Consider the following 16,097-nt stretch of genomic DNA (forward strand, 5'->3'; position numbering starts at 1 on the left):
TTAATTTAAAATTTAATAAATAAGCTTATAGATATATTTAAGAAATAATAGTTATTAAGCATTTTGTTCAAATTTATTTAATATAGAAATAAATTGTTCAATATTATCAATTTTTGATAGTTGTTCGATTTTCCAATTTTCGTTAATAACATTAACTAATGATCTCATAACATCAAGATGAGTTGTTGGATCTGGAGCAGCTAAGCAAAAAATTATTTTTACAGGATCATTTTCAGGATTACCAAAATTAATAGGATCCTTAGTCGTCATAATACTTAATCCCATGCTCTTTACACCATCTTCACTTCGAGCATGCGCGAGAGCCACTCCTTTAGCAATAACAATATATGGTCCATAATTTTTTACTGCATCAATCATAGCAGTAATATATTCAGGATAAATATATTTACTATCAAGAAGTGGTTTTGCAGCTACAGTTATAGCTTGTTGCCAATCAGAAACCGATTGATGTAATAAAATTTTATCTGGACTTACAATATCCGTTAACATTAAAAAACCTCCTAATCTATATTATTTAATAATTGCATTAGTGTTTCAAATTTTGGGTCTGTAACTAATTTATAGGAACCATATTTATCTATAAAAGCTTTATAGATACTTTTAAAAATATTTTCCCATAATTTGTATAAATGTTTAGGAATACTTAATAAAAATATTACTTGTACTTTTTCTTTATTCCAAATAATAGGATTTTTTAAGATACCTACAGAAATAGTAACTTCTGACATATGATTTTCTAAGGCATGAGGTATAGCAATCATACCACCAATTTCAGTAGAAGCCATATTTTCACGTTCAAATATTGATTGTTTAACTTGATTATCAATATAACCATGTTGAATCATAGCATCAGCTAGTTGTTCAATAGCATTATATGAAGATGTAGCTTCTAAAGAAGGGAAAAATAAATCTTCTTTAAAAAATAAACGATAATTAGTGAAATTATTTTCTTCATTTTTATTAAGTTGTTTTTCTACTGAAAGTAAATCATCTTCTGTCATAATAGGTTCTACTAAAATAAATTTTTTATTATCTAGTTTTGGAATAGGAACTGTAGAAAATATAAAATCAACACTGTTTATAATTTGCTCAGTTAATTCATAAAAACTCATAACACGAGTGATTTTTAAAATACCACCAAATCGTCTTTGTAGTTTACTTTTTAATAAAAGAGCAGTAGAAAGACCTGTAGCACATACAATAATAGCTGTTTTGCCCATTTCCTCGTTTAATTTATTACGTTCTAATGAGGCACCAAAATGGATGGCTAAAAAACCAATTTCGTTTTCATTTGTTTTAACATTTTCTTCTTGTTCGATTACTTCACTAGCAATTATCGCCATTTCAAAAGCTAATGGATAATTATTTTTTATAGATTCTAAGATACCATTGCGGATATTCATATTAAATTTTAATCTGTTAATTGCCGCAATTAGGTGAATAGTAAGACCAGAAATAAGTTCATTATCATCAGATAAATCAATATTTGTATTTAATTTGATTTTTTTTAATATATTAGATATTAATTGTTGACAATTATTTCTAGTTTTAGTTGATTCTATAAATTTTTGACTAGCTATAAAATGTTGGGTTAAATAATAGCTTTCGTTACTTATATCTACGCCTAGTTGTTGTTGAATGATAGATAATATTTCTTTTGCTGATGAAAAATAAGAAGATTGTTCTAATTTTTTTCGTTCATTTAAAGTATATTCAACAGTATTTTCTCTATTTGAACGACACATAATAATTATTATGTGAACTAAAAGATTTTTGAAAGCAATATCTGTTAGTCGTATGTTATGTTTTAAGATAACTTTCATTAAAATATGTTTAACAGAACTGATTTCTTCTTGAGAAAAGATATCTTTTACAAATTTATTATTGGTAAAATTAATTAAATCATCTCTATTAAATATATATTCAGAAATGCAGTAACGTATATTTGTTTCATTTCCATTTATTTTTATACCATTAAATCTGTCTGATATGAGTTCAAGATTAAAACGTGCTAAGCTTTTCTTTATATCTGTTAAATATTTTTTTAATGTAGACAAGCTAATAAATAATTCTTCGGCTAATTCTTCTTGATTAACTATTTTGTTGTGTAAAGAATTTAATAAAATTCTAGCAATTATAAAAGAAATTCTATCATTATAATCAAAAGGAACAATATTGTCACCTGTATAGTTAATATATGAATTTAATTTATATTTTTCAGTGAGAACCGAATATTTTTCTTGCTCATCAATAACTAATTTGTAACCATTGCCTGCTTCTGATAATATATGAGCACCATATTTTTGGATACTTGAGTTTAAGTCTTTAATATCTCTTCGTATAGTGCTACGACTAACTCCAATAAGATTAGCTAGATTTTCACCTGAAATAGCTTTTTTATGTTTATTTAGTATTTTTAAAATAGATAAGATACGTTTATTTTGTATTGGCATTAGATTTATTTCACCTCCTGTCAATTACTATACTTTTATTATATTTAGATAATTTTGAAATGTTAAGACATGTTATGAACACATGCTATGTTCATTTTTAACTTAAAAATAAAATCTCTCTTTTAATAGATATTATAAAGAGAGATTTTTAAGTTATTTTGTAGTTAATATTTTTTTATCATTTAAATAGCATTGATTTAATTTTTCAAAGGCAACAGTTTTATCAATGATTGTTTTTATGAGTAAGTCAAGTTTACTATTTTCATTATAATCGGCAGGAGCAAAATATTTGATGCGATTTTCAGTAAATAATTTAATGACTTTATCCATATTGGATAATTGAGGATTATATACGCAGATAGAATGGCCACCATAGCTATTTACTAGTTTCATACAGGGAATATCTGTTTCACTATCGCCAATATAGACTATATTTCTAAAAGGCACGCGAATTTTTTCTTCAGGTATAGAATCGTTTACCGCGGGGTCATTTATATCTAAAAAACCTTTTTCAATGCGAAAGAGAAATTGTGTTTTATTTGTATAATTAACAGCTTGAGCGGGCCATTTGGCTATGCCATTATCATTAAAATAAAATGAGCTTGCATAGATTTTTTCAAATTCTTGAGCCATGACAGTACCTTCAATCATCTCTTTTAAGCCACTTGAGATAATATAATGCTCAATGATGATATTATGTTTTTTGCCATAATCGCGAATGCGTTTGAACCATGTTTTGACGCCAGGAAAAAGTTCAACTTTGGCTCCATAATCAGCAAGTATTTTTTTATCTAAACGGAAATTTCTTTGAGATTTTTCTACCATTTTATACATATAAGCTAAATTTGTATCCATATCATTAGCTGTGGCTAAAGCATTTGATTCTTCCCAGAAATTATTTACATCATAGCCTATATCTTGAATAAAGCCTTGAGCTTGCATATCTTTAGGTGATAAAGTCTTATCAAAATCATAACAAATGGCAATAACAGGAAATTTTTCTTTATATTTACGTTTATACATGAAATCACCTCTAATCTTTATTTTATTATAATCATTTAGTATATACTATGGAAATTTTTTATAAGTTTTTAAAAATATGTTGGAAAAACAACATATGCTTAATATGATTTGTTATATAATGATATATGAAATTTAGATGATTGTTAATTGAGTATAAATTTTTTGTTATTTAGGAGAGGCTATTTGATGAATATATTTGAAATTTTAAGAGAAGAACATGATAATATCAGTAAATTTGTAGATAAATTTGAAATTATGGCAATAGATTTGATGGAAAAAAATGAAATATCTATTGAAGAATATACAAAAGCTATAGAATTTATCCGTGTATATGCGGATAAAACTCATCATCAAAAAGAAGAAGAACTTTTATTCAAAGCTATGCTTGAAACGAAAGATGAGATGGCAAATAATTTAGTAAATCATGGCATGATTGTAGAACATAATTTAGCTAGATTATATGTATGGAAATTGGAAAATGCGTTGAAAGCGTATCAAAAAGAGCCTACAGTAAAATTAAAATTGGCGATAGTTACAAATACAATGTCTTATGTTTATTTACTTCGTAGACATATAGATAAGGAAAATAGAGTGGCTTATCCTTATGGTGAACGTTTATTATCTAAAGAAGTAATAGAAAAATTAAATGAGCAAGCACAAAATTATATGAAATAACAAAAAAGCCTATTATGATGATTTAAAATTTATTTAAATTATTATAGTAGGTTTTTTCATTTTTTTATTGACATGAAGTTAAGTTTAACAGTTAATATATAATGTAGATAGAAGACAAAGGAGCTAGATTATGAATAATATATTGTATTTAGAATGTTATGCTGGTATTAGTGGAGATATGTTTGTAGCTTCGTTATTAGATTTAGGCGTAGATAAAAATTATTTAATGGAAAATTTACAAACATTACCACTAGATGGTTATAAAATAGAAATTAGCCGTGTAAAGAAAATGGCACTTGATGCTTGTGATTTTAATGTAATTTTGGATATAGATAATCATGACCATGATATGAATTACTTACATAGTGAACATCATGAGACTCATCACCATAATCATAATCATAGTCATGAACATTATCATCACCATGAACATTGTGGTTTAAAAGAAATCGTAGAAATAATTAATAAATCACAAATAACAGATAGAGCAAAAGAAATAGCAATAAGAATTTTTAATATTATTGCTAATGCAGAAGCAAAAGCTCATGGTGTAAGTATTGATGAAGTTCATTTCCATGAAGTAGGAGCAGTGGATTCAATAGTGGATATAGTAGCTGCTGCTGTATGTATAGATAAATTAAATATAGATAGAGTTGTTTGTCCAAAGATATATGAAGGTCAAGGCTTTGTGCGTTGTCAACATGGTCAAATGCCTATTCCTGTGCCAGCTGTAGTAAATATTGCTATAGAACATGGTTTAAGATTACATTATACACAGATAAAAGGGGAATTAATTACTCCAACAGGGGCTGCTATTATTGCAGGTATTCAAACAGAAGATAAATTGCCAGAAGAATTTATTATAAAGAAAATTGGTATAGGTGCAGGGAAAAGAAAATATGATATACCAAATGTAGTTCGTGCTATGATGATTGAAGTTAAATAAAAAAATAAGAGACTTTATAAATGATAAAAAATTTATAGAGTCTCTTTTTATTTATGAATTAAAATTTTATATTTAGATAACAAAAAAGCCTTAGCTATTGCTAAGGCTCTAATTTCAAAGTGGTGCGTCCAGCAGGATTCGAACCTGCGACCGCACGCTTAGAAGGCGTGTGCTCTATCCAGCTGAGCTATGGGCGCGTTCCTTGAGAACATTTAATATTATATCTATATATTACGTGTTTGTCAACAACTTTTTTAAAATTTTTTTAAATTAATTTGTTAAGCTACGTACAGGTGCAGGAATACGACCACCACGAGCAATAAATGCATCAGAACTATATTCACTGCGAACTTTAATAATAGGGCAATGACCGAGTAAACCACCAAAGTTAACAGTATCGCCAACTTTTTTACCAGGAACAGGAATAACACGAACGGCAGTAGTTTTATTATTAATCATACCAATAGCAGCTTCATCTGCGATGATACCAGAGATTGTAGCAGCTGGAGTATCTCCTGCGATAGCGATCATATCAAGACCTACAGAGCAAACGCATGTCATAGCTTCTAATTTTTCAATGGAAAGACTTCCACAGCTTACAGCATCAATCATACCAGCGTCTTCACTTACTGGAATGAAAGCACCACTTAAACCACCAACGTGAGAGGAAGCCATTAAGCCACCTTTTTTAACAGCGTCATTTAATAAAGCAAGAGCTGCTGTTGTACCTGGAGCACCACAAGATTCAAGACCCATTTCTTCTAAGATATGAGCAACACTATCACCAACAGCAGGAGTTGGTGCTAAGGATAAATCGATAATACCGAATTGTACGCCAAGACGACGAGAAGCTTCTTTAGCTACTAATTGACCTACACGAGTGATTTTGAATGCAGTCTTTTTAATTGTTTCAGCAACTTGTGTAAAATCTGCACCTTTTAAATCTTCAAGAGCATGTTTTACAACACCAGGGCCACTTACGCCGACGCTTACTACTTTTTCAGCTTCACTAACACCATGGAAAGCACCAGCCATAAATGGATTATCTCCAGGAGCATTAGAAAAGATAACGAGTTTAGCACAACCAATAGCTTCACGGTCGCGAGTAAGTTCAGCAGTGCGTTTTACTACTTCACCCATTTCACGAACGCAGTCCATATTGATACCTGCTTTTGTAGAACCTAGATTTACAGAAGAGCAAACTAAGTCTGTAGTAGCTAAAGCTTGTGGAATGGAATTGATGAGAATTCTATCACCATTTGTATAACCTTTTTCAACAAGAGCAGAAAAACCGCCGATGAAATCAATACCAATTTCTTTAGCAGCTCTATCCATTGCTTCAGCAACAGGAACATAAGTATCTGTCTTGCAGGCTTCAGCAGCAATAGCAATAGGAGTTACAGAAACACGTTTATTAATAATGGGAATACCATATTCACTAGAAATATCTTCACCGGTTTTTACTAAGAATTCACCAGATTTTGTGATTTTGTCATAAACATTATCACAAAATTGTTTTAAATTAGGGTGAGCACAATCACGAAGACTAAGTCCTAATGTAATCGTACGAACATCTAATTTATTTTCTGTTATCATACGATTAGTTTCTAAAATATCATTAATAGTAATCACAAAAGTTCCTCCTAAATTCTTTAGTTAATTAATAAAGAATATTTAAAATTAGCCGATTGTATGCATAGCATTGAAGATATCTTCATGTTGAGCTTTGATATCTACGTTAAGCTGAGCACCTTTTTCTTTGAGGAGTTTTTGTAAATCCTGTAATTTAATGTTTTTGTCAGTCATTTCAGCAATTAGAACCATATTGAAAAAGCCATTCATAATATTTTGGTTGATGCTGATAATATTTACTTTGTTTTCAGCAAGAACATTACTTACAGTGGCAATGATGCCTACACGGTCTTTTCCGATAACAGTTATAACGAGTTTCATTTATACTTCCCCTTATTAATTTTATAGAGTTACTAAATTATTGTAACAGTGTTATTATATCATTAATAATAGTAGCTTGCATTAGTTTTTGCTAAAAATACATTGTACATATATAATAATATAGGTATTATTTTAGGATATTGTGTTTTTTAATGAAAATGATAAAAATTTGAGATAAGAGGAGTTTTTTATGAAAGTTTTATTGACAGCGATAAATGCAAAATATATACATTCGTCATTAGCAATTCGCTATATATACAAAAATTGTCAAGATTTATCTTGTGATATAGAGATGCTAGAAGTATCTATCAATAATCATTTGATTGATATTGCTAATCAGATATTTGATGCTAGACCAGATATATTGGGAATTTCTTGTTATATCTGGAATATTGAGTTAGTGAAACAATTGTTGCCACTTGTGCATAGATTATTGCCAAATTGTAAGATTATCTGTGGCGGGCCAGAAGTTTCATATGCTACAAAAGAATTTATGCAGGATTTTCCTATGGTGGACTTTGTAGTGCGTGGCGAAGGTGAAAAAGCTTTTCATGATTTATTGCAGGCTTTATTAGATGATAAAAATAATGAAGAAATAAAAATTGCTGGCATAGCAAAGAGAAATAGTGATGATACTATTGATGAGAATATTGCCGTTACTGTAAGTGATTTAGATGAAATAATTTTCCCTTATAATGATAACGATATCGAAAATTTAAAGGATAAGATAATTTATTATGAAAGTTCAAGAGGTTGTCCTTATTCTTGTAAATATTGTTTATCTTGTGCAACTAAAGGCGTAAGATATCGCTCTTTAGATAAAGTTTTTGCTGAACTAAGTTATTTTATTAAACATAATGTTCGTCAGGTAAAATTTGTAGATAGAACTTTTAATGCAGATAAAAAGCATTATTTACCGATTTTAGAATTTATTGCTAAACAAGATTGTAGAACTAATTTCCATTTTGAAATAGTGGCTCATCATATTGATGATGAAATCAAGGCTGTACTTAAGAAAATGCCAAAAGGTAGAGTACAATTTGAAATAGGTATTCAATCTACGAACTTAAAAACTCTAGGTCAGATAAGTAGAGCAAATCCATGGGAAGAAATGACAAATAACATAAAATCTATCATGGCTTATGGAAATATTCATCTGCATGTGGATTTAATCATTGGTCTTCCTTATGAAGATATTACTTCTTTTGCAAAATCTTTTAATGACGTATATTTATTGCAAGCTGATATGCTTCAAGTGGGCTTTTTGAAATTATTAAAAGGTGCAGCAATGAATGATTTAATACAAGAGCATGATTATGTATATATGCCACAAGCACCATATCAAGTAATAAGCAATAAATATATGGATTATGCCACTATGCGAAAATTACAGATTTTTGTAGATGTATTGGAACTGTATTATAATGCTGGCCGTTTTAAATATACGATTATTAATTTAATCAAACAATATAATCAAGATGCTTATACATTTTTTGCTGATTTTGCTCAATATTGGCAAGCTAAAAAATTGCATTTAGCACCACATGCTCCTAAGAATTTATATGTATTTTTATATGATTTTATTGAGCAAAATTCTAAAATAAAAGATAAAGAATATATTTATAATGTATTGAAATTCGATGCTTTATTGACAGATAAAGGTAAGATAAAAATAGATATGTTGCCATGGAAAGAAGTAGATAAAAAAGTAACAGATGATTTCTATATGAGTGAAAAAGCATTAGCTTATATTAATAATTATCAATTTAAATCATGGCGCGATTTGAAAAAGAAATTTTCGATAGAAGTTTTTGCCTATGATATGAATGAAGCGAAATCATGTCAAATAAAAGCAAAAGAAAATGCAATGATTTTTGCCTATGAAGATGATGGAGTATTTTATCAAGAAATAAAACAAGGAGATATAAATTTATAATGATATATTATGCTTTTTCCGATTATTTAAAACAACGTTATGGTGAGAAAGTTTATAAATTGCCTATAGGGTTACCGCTTACTTGCCCTAATCGTGATGGTTCATGTGGGAAATTTGGCTGTACTTTTTGCGGTAGTATTGGTGCAGGTTATGAAAATTTACCACCAGAATTATCCGTAACAGAACAAATTCGCATGAATAAGGCTCATATAGTGCCTAAGTATAAGGCGAAAAAATTCATACCGTATTTTCAAAATTTCAGTAATACGTATATGCCACCAGAACAATTAGAAAAATATGTATTAGAAGCATGTGCTAGTGATGATATAGTGGCTATTTATATAGCGACAAGACCAGATTGCATAAATGATGTTTATTTAGAAATCTTAGCTAGAATTGCTAAAGAAAAAAATATTGATATTTGTGTAGAATTAGGTTTACAAACGATAAATTATAAGACTTTAGAAAAAATAAATCGCGGTCATGGTTTGGCAGAATATATTGATGCAGTATTGCGTATAAAGCGTTATGGTTTATTGTGTTGTACTCATGTAATTTTAGATTTACCATGGGATGATGATAAAGATATGATTGAAACTGCTAGAGTGATTTCTGCACTTGGCGTTGACCAGGTGAAATTACATGCACTTTATATCGTAAAAAATACAAAAATGGCTCAGCAATATGAAAATAAAGAATTTGAAATTATTTCTTGTGAGCATTATAAACAAAGAGTAATTGATTTCTTAGAACATTTATCCCCAAATATTGTTTTACAGCGATTAATTGGTAGAGCACCAGCTGAAAATACTTTATTTAGTAATTGGCAGACAGGTTGGTGGAAAATTCGCGATGAAATCGTAAAAGAAATGGAAGAAAAAAATCTTTATCAAGGTCGTTTGTGTAATTATTTAAATGGCAGTGCTGTACAAAAATTTTTAGTTAAAGAATGATGTAGGGATTTTGATTTTATGGAAATCATTTATAAAGATGAAAAAGATTTTACGAAAGAAAATATAATAGAATTGTTTTTATCTGTTGATTGGCAATTATCGGCTAGTAATCCTGATAAATTATATACAGCATTAATTAACTCACCAACGGTATTTACTGCGTGGGAGAATAATAAATTAGTAGGCTTAGCTAGAGCTTTAGATGATGGCATACTTACAGCATATATTCATTATGTATTAGTAAATCCTAAATATCAAGGCAAAGGTATTGCCAGCAATTTAGTAAAGATGATAAAAAATAAATATAAAGATTATCTTTATATTGAATTGATGCCTGATGAAAAGAAAAATGTTAGTTTTTATCAAAAATTAGGTTTTAATATAGTAAAAGAAGGCACACCTATGCAATTGTGCAATCCTGAAACTATGAAAGTTAAATTATAAATAAAAAAGCTATAATAATTTAAGGAAAAATTTCCAGTTAAATTATTATAGCTAATATTTCAATTATCGCATTTATAATCTTGCCAATTAGGTAGAGCAGTATGATTATTACTGCGTGGGAGAATAATAAATTAGTAGGCTTAGCTAGAGCTTTAGATGATGGCATACTTACAGCATATATTCATTATGTATTAGTAAATCCTAAATATCAAGGCAAAGGTATTGCCAGCAATTTAGTAAAGATGATAAAAAATAAATATAAAGATTATCTTTATATTGAATTGATGCCTGATGAAAAGAAAAATGTTAGTTTTTATCAAAAATTAGGTTTTAATATAGTAAAAGAAGGCACACCTATGCAATTGTGCAATCCTGAAACTATGAAAGTTAAATTATAAATAAAAAAGCTATAATAATTTAAGGAAAAATTTCCAGTTAAATTATTATAGCTAATATTTCAATTATCGCATTTATAATCTTGCCAATTAGGTAGAGCAGTATGATTATCTACAGCTGTTTTCATAGCTTGGTAATAAGCTAATTTTTTTTGAATATGCTTATAATCGTGTTGCATTTTTGCTAATTGTGCTAGAATATGATTTTTTTGATTGGTCAATAATTTTAAAATATCATCAATATGTGAAAGCTCTTGCTGTTCATATTGAAAAAATTCTTGTAGTTGAGCGATACTCATACCAGTATTTTTAAAACAGCAGATAGTTTTTAAACGATTGATATGTTTTTCTAAATAAATGCGTTTGCCTGATGAATTGCGAGGAATATCAGTTAAAATGCCTACTTCTTCATAATAGCGAAGCGTGGAAGCTGGCAGATTGAATTTGGCTGATACTTCACGAATTGAATATTGTTTATCCATAATAAAGCCCCTTTATCATAGTAATATCTTGACTTAAAGCGTACTTGAATTAGTATTATGATAATTATAAAAAAGATATTGACTAAAAGTAAAGGGGCGTTTTTCATGTATATAGCAGATAAAGACAGATATAATAAGTTAGAATATGCTAGATGTGGTAAAAGCGGTTTGAAATTGCCAAGAGTATCTTTGGGACTTTGGCATAATTTTGGTGATAATAATGATTTTAAAACTATGCAAAAACTTTGTTTCACTGCTTTTGATAATGGCATAACTCATTTTGATTTGGCAAATAATTATGGCCCTCCTTATGGCAGTGCAGAAATAAATTTTGGTAGAATTTTAAGGCAAGATTTGAAAAAATATCGTGATGAATTATTAATCAGTACAAAAGCTGGCTATGATATGTGGGAAGGCCCTTATGGCAACTGGGGCAGTAGAAAATATTTAATTGCTAGTTTAGACCAAAGTTTAAAACGCATGGGTCTTGAGTATGTAGATATTTTTTATCATCATCGCATGGATAAAGACACTCCACTTGAAGAAACTATGGGAGCATTAAATCAAATAGTACAAAGTGGAAAAGCTTTATATGTAGGTTTATCAAATTATGATGGGGAAACTTTAGCAAAAGCTAGTGAGATTTTAACTCAAATGCATTGTCCATTTATCATCAATCAAAATCGTTATTCCATTTTCGATAGAACTATTGAGAATAATGGCTTGAAGGAAATGGCACATAAATTAAATAAAGGTATTATAGCTTTTAGCCCATTAGCGCAAGGATTATTGACAGATAGATATTTAAAAGGTATTCCTGAAGATAGTCGCATAAAAACTGATGGAAGATTTTTGAAAGCTGAAATTTTGACAGAAAAAAAATTAATACAGATTGCTAATTTAAATGAAATAGCAAAACAGCGTGGCCAAAGTTTAGCTCAGATGGCATTGGCTTGGATTTTAAAAGATAACATAGTTACAAGTGTTTTGATAGGTGCATCAAAGCCAGAACAGATTTTAATGAATTTGGAAGCAATGAACAATATAGCGTTTTCTAGTGAAGAATTGAAACTTATAGATGATAATAGTTTATAAAATTTTCTATATGAGTATGGATTTACCACTGATAAATTATAGATATAAAAGGTATATTCATAGTTGAAAAATATTATAAAAAGTTGTATCATAAATATGTGTTATAGTTTAAAATGCCTATAAAAGGGTATATATATATAGAAGGGAGCTTATTTGAAAATATGAGCAAACATATGAAAACTATGGATGGTAATACTGCTGCGGCGTATATATCTTATGCATTTACAGATGTAGCAGCTATTTATCCAATTACTCCATCATCTCCAATGGCAGAAGTTGTAGATGAAATGGCAGCAAAAGGTAAGAAAAACCTTTTCGGTCAAAAAGTACGTGTTGTAGAAATGCAATCTGAAGCAGGTGCTGCTGGTACAGTACATGGTTCTCTCCAGGCTGGTGCATTAACTACTACTTATACTGCTTCTCAGGGTCTTTTATTAATGATTCCTAATATGTATAAGATTGCTGGTGAATTGCTCCCAGGTGTATTCCATGTAAGTGCTCGTGCTCTTGCAACATCTTCTCTTAATATTTTTGGTGACCAACGTGATGTTATGGCAGTTCGTCAAACTGGTTGCGCTATGCTTGCTGAAGCTAGTGTTCAAGAAGTTATGGACTTGAGTGCTATTGCTCACCTTGTAGCTATCAAAAGCCGTGTACCATTCGTAAACTTCTTTGATGGTTTCAGAACTTCTCATGAAATTCAAAAAATCGAAGTTTTAGATTATGAAGATTTAGGCAAAATGCTTGATTGGGAAGCTGTAAATAAATTCCGTCATAATGCTTTAAATCCAGATCATCCAGTAATTCGTGGTACTAGCCAAAACCCTGATATTTATTTCCAAGGTCAAGAATCTGCAAATCCTTATTATGAAGCTGTTCCTCAGATGGTTGAAGATGCTATGGCTGAAATCAATAAATTAACAGGCCGTAACTATCAATTATTCAACTACTATGGTGATCCAAACGCTGATCGCGTAATCATTGCTATGGGCTCTTTATGTGATACAGCTATGGAAGTTGTTGATTACTTGAATGCAAAAGGCGAAAAAGTCGGTGTTGTATCCATTCACCTTTACAGACCATTCTCTGTAAAACATTTCTTAAATGCACTTCCAAAAACTGTTAAGAAAATTGCTGTTATGGACCGTACAAAAGAAGCTGGTTCTATCGGTGAACCTTTATATCTTGAAATTCAGTCCGCTCTTTATAATAGCGATTTACGTCCAACAATCGTTGGTGGTCGTTATGGTCTTGGTGGTAAAGATGTTACTCCAGATCAAATTTTTGCAGTTTATAATGAACTCAAAAAAGATGCTCCTAAAAATGGCTTTACTATTGGTATCAATGATGATGTTTCTTTCACTTCTTTACCAGAATATCATGAAGATATCGACCTTACACCAGAAGGAACAACTGCTTGCAAATTCTGGGGCTTAGGTTCTGATGGTACTGTAGGTGCAAATAAAAGTGCTGTTAAAATCATCGGCGATAAAACAGATATGTATGCACAGGCATATTTTGCATATGACTCCAAAAAATCTGGTGGGGTAACAATGTCTCACTTGCGTTTTGGTAAAAAACCAATTATGTCTCCATATCTCATCAATAAAGCAAACTTCATTTCTTGTTCTCAACAGTCTTATGTAGATAAATATGATTTACTTGCTGGTTTAAAACCAAATGGTACATTCTTATTAAATACACTTTGGACTGATGAAGAATTAACAGAAAAACTCCCTGCATATATGAAACGTTATATTGCAGAAAACAATATTAACTTCTACACTGTAAACGCTGTTAAAATTGCTCAAGAACTCGGTCTTGGCGGTCGCTTTAACATGGTTATGCAGTCTGCATTCTTTAAACTTGCAAATATCATTCCTATTGATGAAGCTGTTAAATATCTTAAAGATGCAGTTGTTACTTCTTATGGTAAAAAAGGTCAACATATCGTTGATATGAATAATGGCGCTATCGACAAAGGTATCGAAGCTCTTCATAAAGTAGAAGTTCCAGCTTCTTGGAAAGATGCTAAAGATGCTGATGATGCAAATGCTAATATTCCTGATTTCATTAAAAATATCCAAAATCCAATGAACCGTCAAGAAGGCGATAAACTTCCTGTAAGTGCTTTCAAAGGTATTGAAGATGGTACATTCCCAGTAGGTACTGCTGCTTATGAAAAACGCGGTATCGCTATTAATGTTCCAGAATGGGATATTGATAAATGTATCCAGTGTAACCAATGCTCCTTCGTATGTCCACATGCTGCAATTCGTCCAGTACTTATGACAGATGAAGAAGTAGCTAATGCTCCAGAAACAATGAAATCCAAACCAGCTCTTGGTGCTAAAGGCTTAAATTTTGCAATCACTATTTCTGCAAAAGATTGTGCAGGTTGCGGTAACTGTGCTGATATTTGTCCAGCTCCAAAAGGTTCTGCTCTTGCTATGAAACCTATTGCAACTCAACTTGCAAAACAAGCTGAATTTGATTATGCTGTTGATGCTACAAAAGTTGCACCTAAGAAAAATCCTATGAAGAAAACTACTCTCAAAGGTAGTCAGTTTGAACAACCACTCTTAGAATTCTCCGGTGCTTGTGCTGGTTGTGGTGAAACTCCATATGTAAAACTCATCACTCAGCTCTTTGGTGATCGTATGATGGTAGCTAATGCTACAGGCTGTTCTTCTATTTGGGGCGGTTCTGCACCATCTATGCCATACACTAAAAACCATAAAGGACAAGGTCCTGCTTGGGCTAACTCCTTATTTGAAGATAACGCAGAATATGGTTTAGGTATGTTCCTTGGAACAAAAGCTGTTCGTGAAACATTATCTTCAAAAATCACTCAAGCTTTAGAAGAAGGTCTTGGCAGTGATGAACTCAAAGCTACATTTGCTGATTGGCAAACTAACATCAATGAAGGTGAAGGTAGCCGTGAACGCGCTGAAAAATTGACTGAACTTCTTGAAGCAGAAAAAGGCGATAATGCACTCTTAAATGAAATCTATGATAAAAAAGATTTCTTTGTAAAACGTTCCCAATGGATCATTGGTGGCGACGGTTGGGGTTATGATATCGGTTATGGCGGTCTTGACCATGTACTTGCTTCTGGTGAAGATGTTAACGTATTAATTCTTGATACAGAAGTTTACTCAAATACTGGTGGACAGTCCTCTAAAGCTACTCCAGCTGCTGCTATTGCTCAATTTGCTGCTACTGGTAAACGTACTAAGAAAAAAGATATCGGCATGATGGCAATGAGCTATGGTTATGTATATGTAGCACAGATTGCTATGGGTTACGATAAAAACCAAACTTTAAAAGCTATTGCTGAAGCAGAAGCTTTTAAAGGACCATCTCTTATCATTGCATATGCTCCATGTATCAACCATGGTTTACGTGCAGGTATGGGCAAGAGCCAACTTGAAACTAAACGTGCTGTTGAAGCTGGTTACTGGGCTACTTATCGTTATAATCCTGAATTACGTGGCACAGATAAAAATCCATTCAGCTTAGACTCTAAAGAACCAACAGGAAACTTCCAAGAATTTATTCAAGGTGAAGTTCGTTATACATCCTTAAAACGTGCATTCCCTGAAATTGCAGATGAATTATTTGCAAAAACAGAAAAAGATGCAAAAGAACGTCTTGAAGGATATAAAAAATTAGCAGGTAAATAATTTTTCGTGCTGATAAAATAAAACTGACGCTATTC

14 protein-coding genes and 1 tRNA gene are annotated in these 16,097 nt (G+C 30.8%); 8 read left to right on the forward strand and 7 right to left on the reverse strand.

Annotated elements, in window-relative coordinates; all coding sequences use genetic code 11:
- Window positions 1-54: 54 nt before the first annotated feature.
- The 3 genes from GXM21_RS05040 to GXM21_RS05050 all read right to left on the reverse strand — a co-directional run bounded on the left by GXM21_RS05040 (window position 55) and on the right by GXM21_RS05050 (window position 3,497).
- Window positions 55-510, reverse strand: a complete 456-nt coding sequence (locus GXM21_RS05040) for a PTS sugar transporter subunit IIA (protein WP_008538182.1) — start codon at window positions 508-510, stop codon at window positions 55-57.
- Between the two features lie 11 nt (window positions 511-521).
- The gene (locus GXM21_RS05045) at window positions 522-2,474 is read right to left on the reverse strand and encodes a BglG family transcription antiterminator (RefSeq protein ID WP_008538181.1); all 1,953 of its coding nucleotides are present in this window, start codon (window positions 2,472-2,474) and stop codon (window positions 522-524) included.
- 153 nt (window positions 2,475-2,627) lie between these two features.
- Window positions 2,628-3,497: an HAD family hydrolase gene (locus tag GXM21_RS05050; protein WP_008538180.1), complete on the reverse strand. Its 870-nt coding sequence runs from the start codon at window positions 3,495-3,497 to the stop codon at window positions 2,628-2,630.
- Between the two features lie 186 nt (window positions 3,498-3,683).
- Here GXM21_RS05050 and GXM21_RS05055 point away from each other — a divergent pair, with 186 nt between their 5' ends.
- Complete coding sequence (locus GXM21_RS05055; RefSeq protein WP_008538179.1) at window positions 3,684-4,172, forward strand: hemerythrin domain-containing protein; 489 nt, start codon at window positions 3,684-3,686, stop codon at window positions 4,170-4,172.
- A gap of 130 nt (window positions 4,173-4,302) precedes the next feature.
- Entirely contained in the window at window positions 4,303-5,118 is an 816-nt protein-coding gene (larC, locus tag GXM21_RS05060) for a nickel pincer cofactor biosynthesis protein LarC (protein WP_008538178.1), read from the forward strand.
- 120 nt (window positions 5,119-5,238) lie between these two features.
- Here larC and GXM21_RS05065 read toward each other — a convergent pair.
- The 3 genes from GXM21_RS05065 to GXM21_RS05075 form a co-directional block, all read right to left on the reverse strand.
- Window positions 5,239-5,315: transfer RNA gene (locus GXM21_RS05065), tRNA-Arg, on the reverse strand.
- 73 nt (window positions 5,316-5,388) lie between these two features.
- Entirely contained in the window at window positions 5,389-6,750 is a 1,362-nt protein-coding gene (locus GXM21_RS05070; RefSeq protein ID WP_008538177.1) for a PFL family protein, read from the reverse strand.
- Window positions 6,751-6,798: 48 nt separating this feature from the next.
- Window positions 6,799-7,071, reverse strand: a complete 273-nt coding sequence (locus GXM21_RS05075) for an ACT domain-containing protein (protein ID WP_008538176.1) — start codon at window positions 7,069-7,071, stop codon at window positions 6,799-6,801.
- 190 nt (window positions 7,072-7,261) lie between these two features.
- On the opposite strand from GXM21_RS05075, the gene GXM21_RS05080 reads away from it, so the two are divergent.
- The 4 genes from GXM21_RS05080 (at window position 7,262) to GXM21_RS05095 (ending at window position 10,802) form a co-directional block, all read left to right on the forward strand.
- On the forward strand, window positions 7,262-9,007 hold the full coding sequence (locus GXM21_RS05080; protein WP_008538174.1) for a B12-binding domain-containing radical SAM protein: 1,746 nt from the start codon (window positions 7,262-7,264) through the stop codon (window positions 9,005-9,007).
- Window positions 9,007-9,960: a tRNA modification radical SAM protein MnmL/YtqA gene (gene mnmL / locus GXM21_RS05085; protein ID WP_008538173.1), complete on the forward strand. Its 954-nt coding sequence runs from the start codon at window positions 9,007-9,009 to the stop codon at window positions 9,958-9,960. The genes GXM21_RS05080 and mnmL overlap by 1 nt, the downstream gene beginning before the upstream one ends.
- 18 nt (window positions 9,961-9,978) lie before the next feature.
- On the forward strand, window positions 9,979-10,404 hold the full coding sequence (locus tag GXM21_RS05090) for a GNAT family N-acetyltransferase (protein ID WP_008538172.1): 426 nt from the start codon (window positions 9,979-9,981) through the stop codon (window positions 10,402-10,404).
- Between the two features lie 101 nt (window positions 10,405-10,505).
- Window positions 10,506-10,802, forward strand: coding sequence for a GNAT family N-acetyltransferase (locus GXM21_RS05095; protein ID WP_249068227.1), 297 nt, complete (start codon window positions 10,506-10,508; stop codon window positions 10,800-10,802).
- 59 nt (window positions 10,803-10,861) lie between these two features.
- On the opposite strand, the gene GXM21_RS05100 is transcribed toward GXM21_RS05095, so the two are convergent.
- Window positions 10,862-11,281, reverse strand: coding sequence for a MerR family transcriptional regulator (locus tag GXM21_RS05100; RefSeq protein ID WP_008538171.1), 420 nt, complete (start codon window positions 11,279-11,281; stop codon window positions 10,862-10,864).
- A 105-nt stretch (window positions 11,282-11,386) separates the two neighbouring features.
- On the opposite strand from GXM21_RS05100, the gene mgrA reads away from it, so the two are divergent.
- Both mgrA and nifJ read left to right on the forward strand, forming a co-directional pair.
- Entirely contained in the window at window positions 11,387-12,376 is a 990-nt protein-coding gene (mgrA, locus tag GXM21_RS05105) for an L-glyceraldehyde 3-phosphate reductase (RefSeq protein WP_008538170.1), read from the forward strand.
- A 161-nt stretch (window positions 12,377-12,537) separates the two neighbouring features.
- On the forward strand, window positions 12,538-16,062 hold the full coding sequence (gene nifJ, locus GXM21_RS05110) for a pyruvate:ferredoxin (flavodoxin) oxidoreductase (RefSeq protein ID WP_039881326.1): 3,525 nt from the start codon (window positions 12,538-12,540) through the stop codon (window positions 16,060-16,062).
- Window positions 16,063-16,097 lie beyond the last annotated feature (35 nt).

Source organism: Megamonas funiformis (assembly GCF_010669225.1).
GTDB lineage: Bacteria > Bacillota > Negativicutes > Selenomonadales > Selenomonadaceae > Megamonas > Megamonas funiformis.

Bases quoted from the DNA above. Each gene is read 5' to 3' on its own strand.
- GXM21_RS05040 (WP_008538182.1), bottom strand. From the start codon at position 510: ATGTTAACGGATATTGTAAGTCCAGATAAAATTTTATTACATCAATCG.
- GXM21_RS05045 (WP_008538181.1), bottom strand. From the start codon at position 2,474: ATGCCAATACAAAATAAACGTATCTTATCTATTTTAAAAATACTAAAT.
- GXM21_RS05050 (WP_008538180.1), bottom strand. From the start codon at position 3,497: ATGTATAAACGTAAATATAAAGAAAAATTTCCTGTTATTGCCATTTGT.
- GXM21_RS05055 (WP_008538179.1), top strand. From the start codon at position 3,684: ATGAATATATTTGAAATTTTAAGAGAAGAACATGATAATATCAGTAAA.
- larC (WP_008538178.1), top strand. From the start codon at position 4,303: ATGAATAATATATTGTATTTAGAATGTTATGCTGGTATTAGTGGAGAT.
- GXM21_RS05075 (WP_008538176.1), bottom strand. From the start codon at position 7,071: ATGAAACTCGTTATAACTGTTATCGGAAAAGACCGTGTAGGCATCATT.
- GXM21_RS05080 (WP_008538174.1), top strand. From the start codon at position 7,262: ATGAAAGTTTTATTGACAGCGATAAATGCAAAATATATACATTCGTCA.
- mnmL (WP_008538173.1), top strand. From the start codon at position 9,007: ATGATATATTATGCTTTTTCCGATTATTTAAAACAACGTTATGGTGAG.
- GXM21_RS05090 (WP_008538172.1), top strand. From the start codon at position 9,979: ATGGAAATCATTTATAAAGATGAAAAAGATTTTACGAAAGAAAATATA.
- GXM21_RS05095 (WP_249068227.1), top strand. From the start codon at position 10,506: ATGATTATTACTGCGTGGGAGAATAATAAATTAGTAGGCTTAGCTAGA.
- GXM21_RS05100 (WP_008538171.1), bottom strand. From the start codon at position 11,281: ATGGATAAACAATATTCAATTCGTGAAGTATCAGCCAAATTCAATCTG.
- mgrA (WP_008538170.1), top strand. From the start codon at position 11,387: ATGTATATAGCAGATAAAGACAGATATAATAAGTTAGAATATGCTAGA.
- nifJ (WP_039881326.1), top strand. From the start codon at position 12,538: ATGAGCAAACATATGAAAACTATGGATGGTAATACTGCTGCGGCGTAT.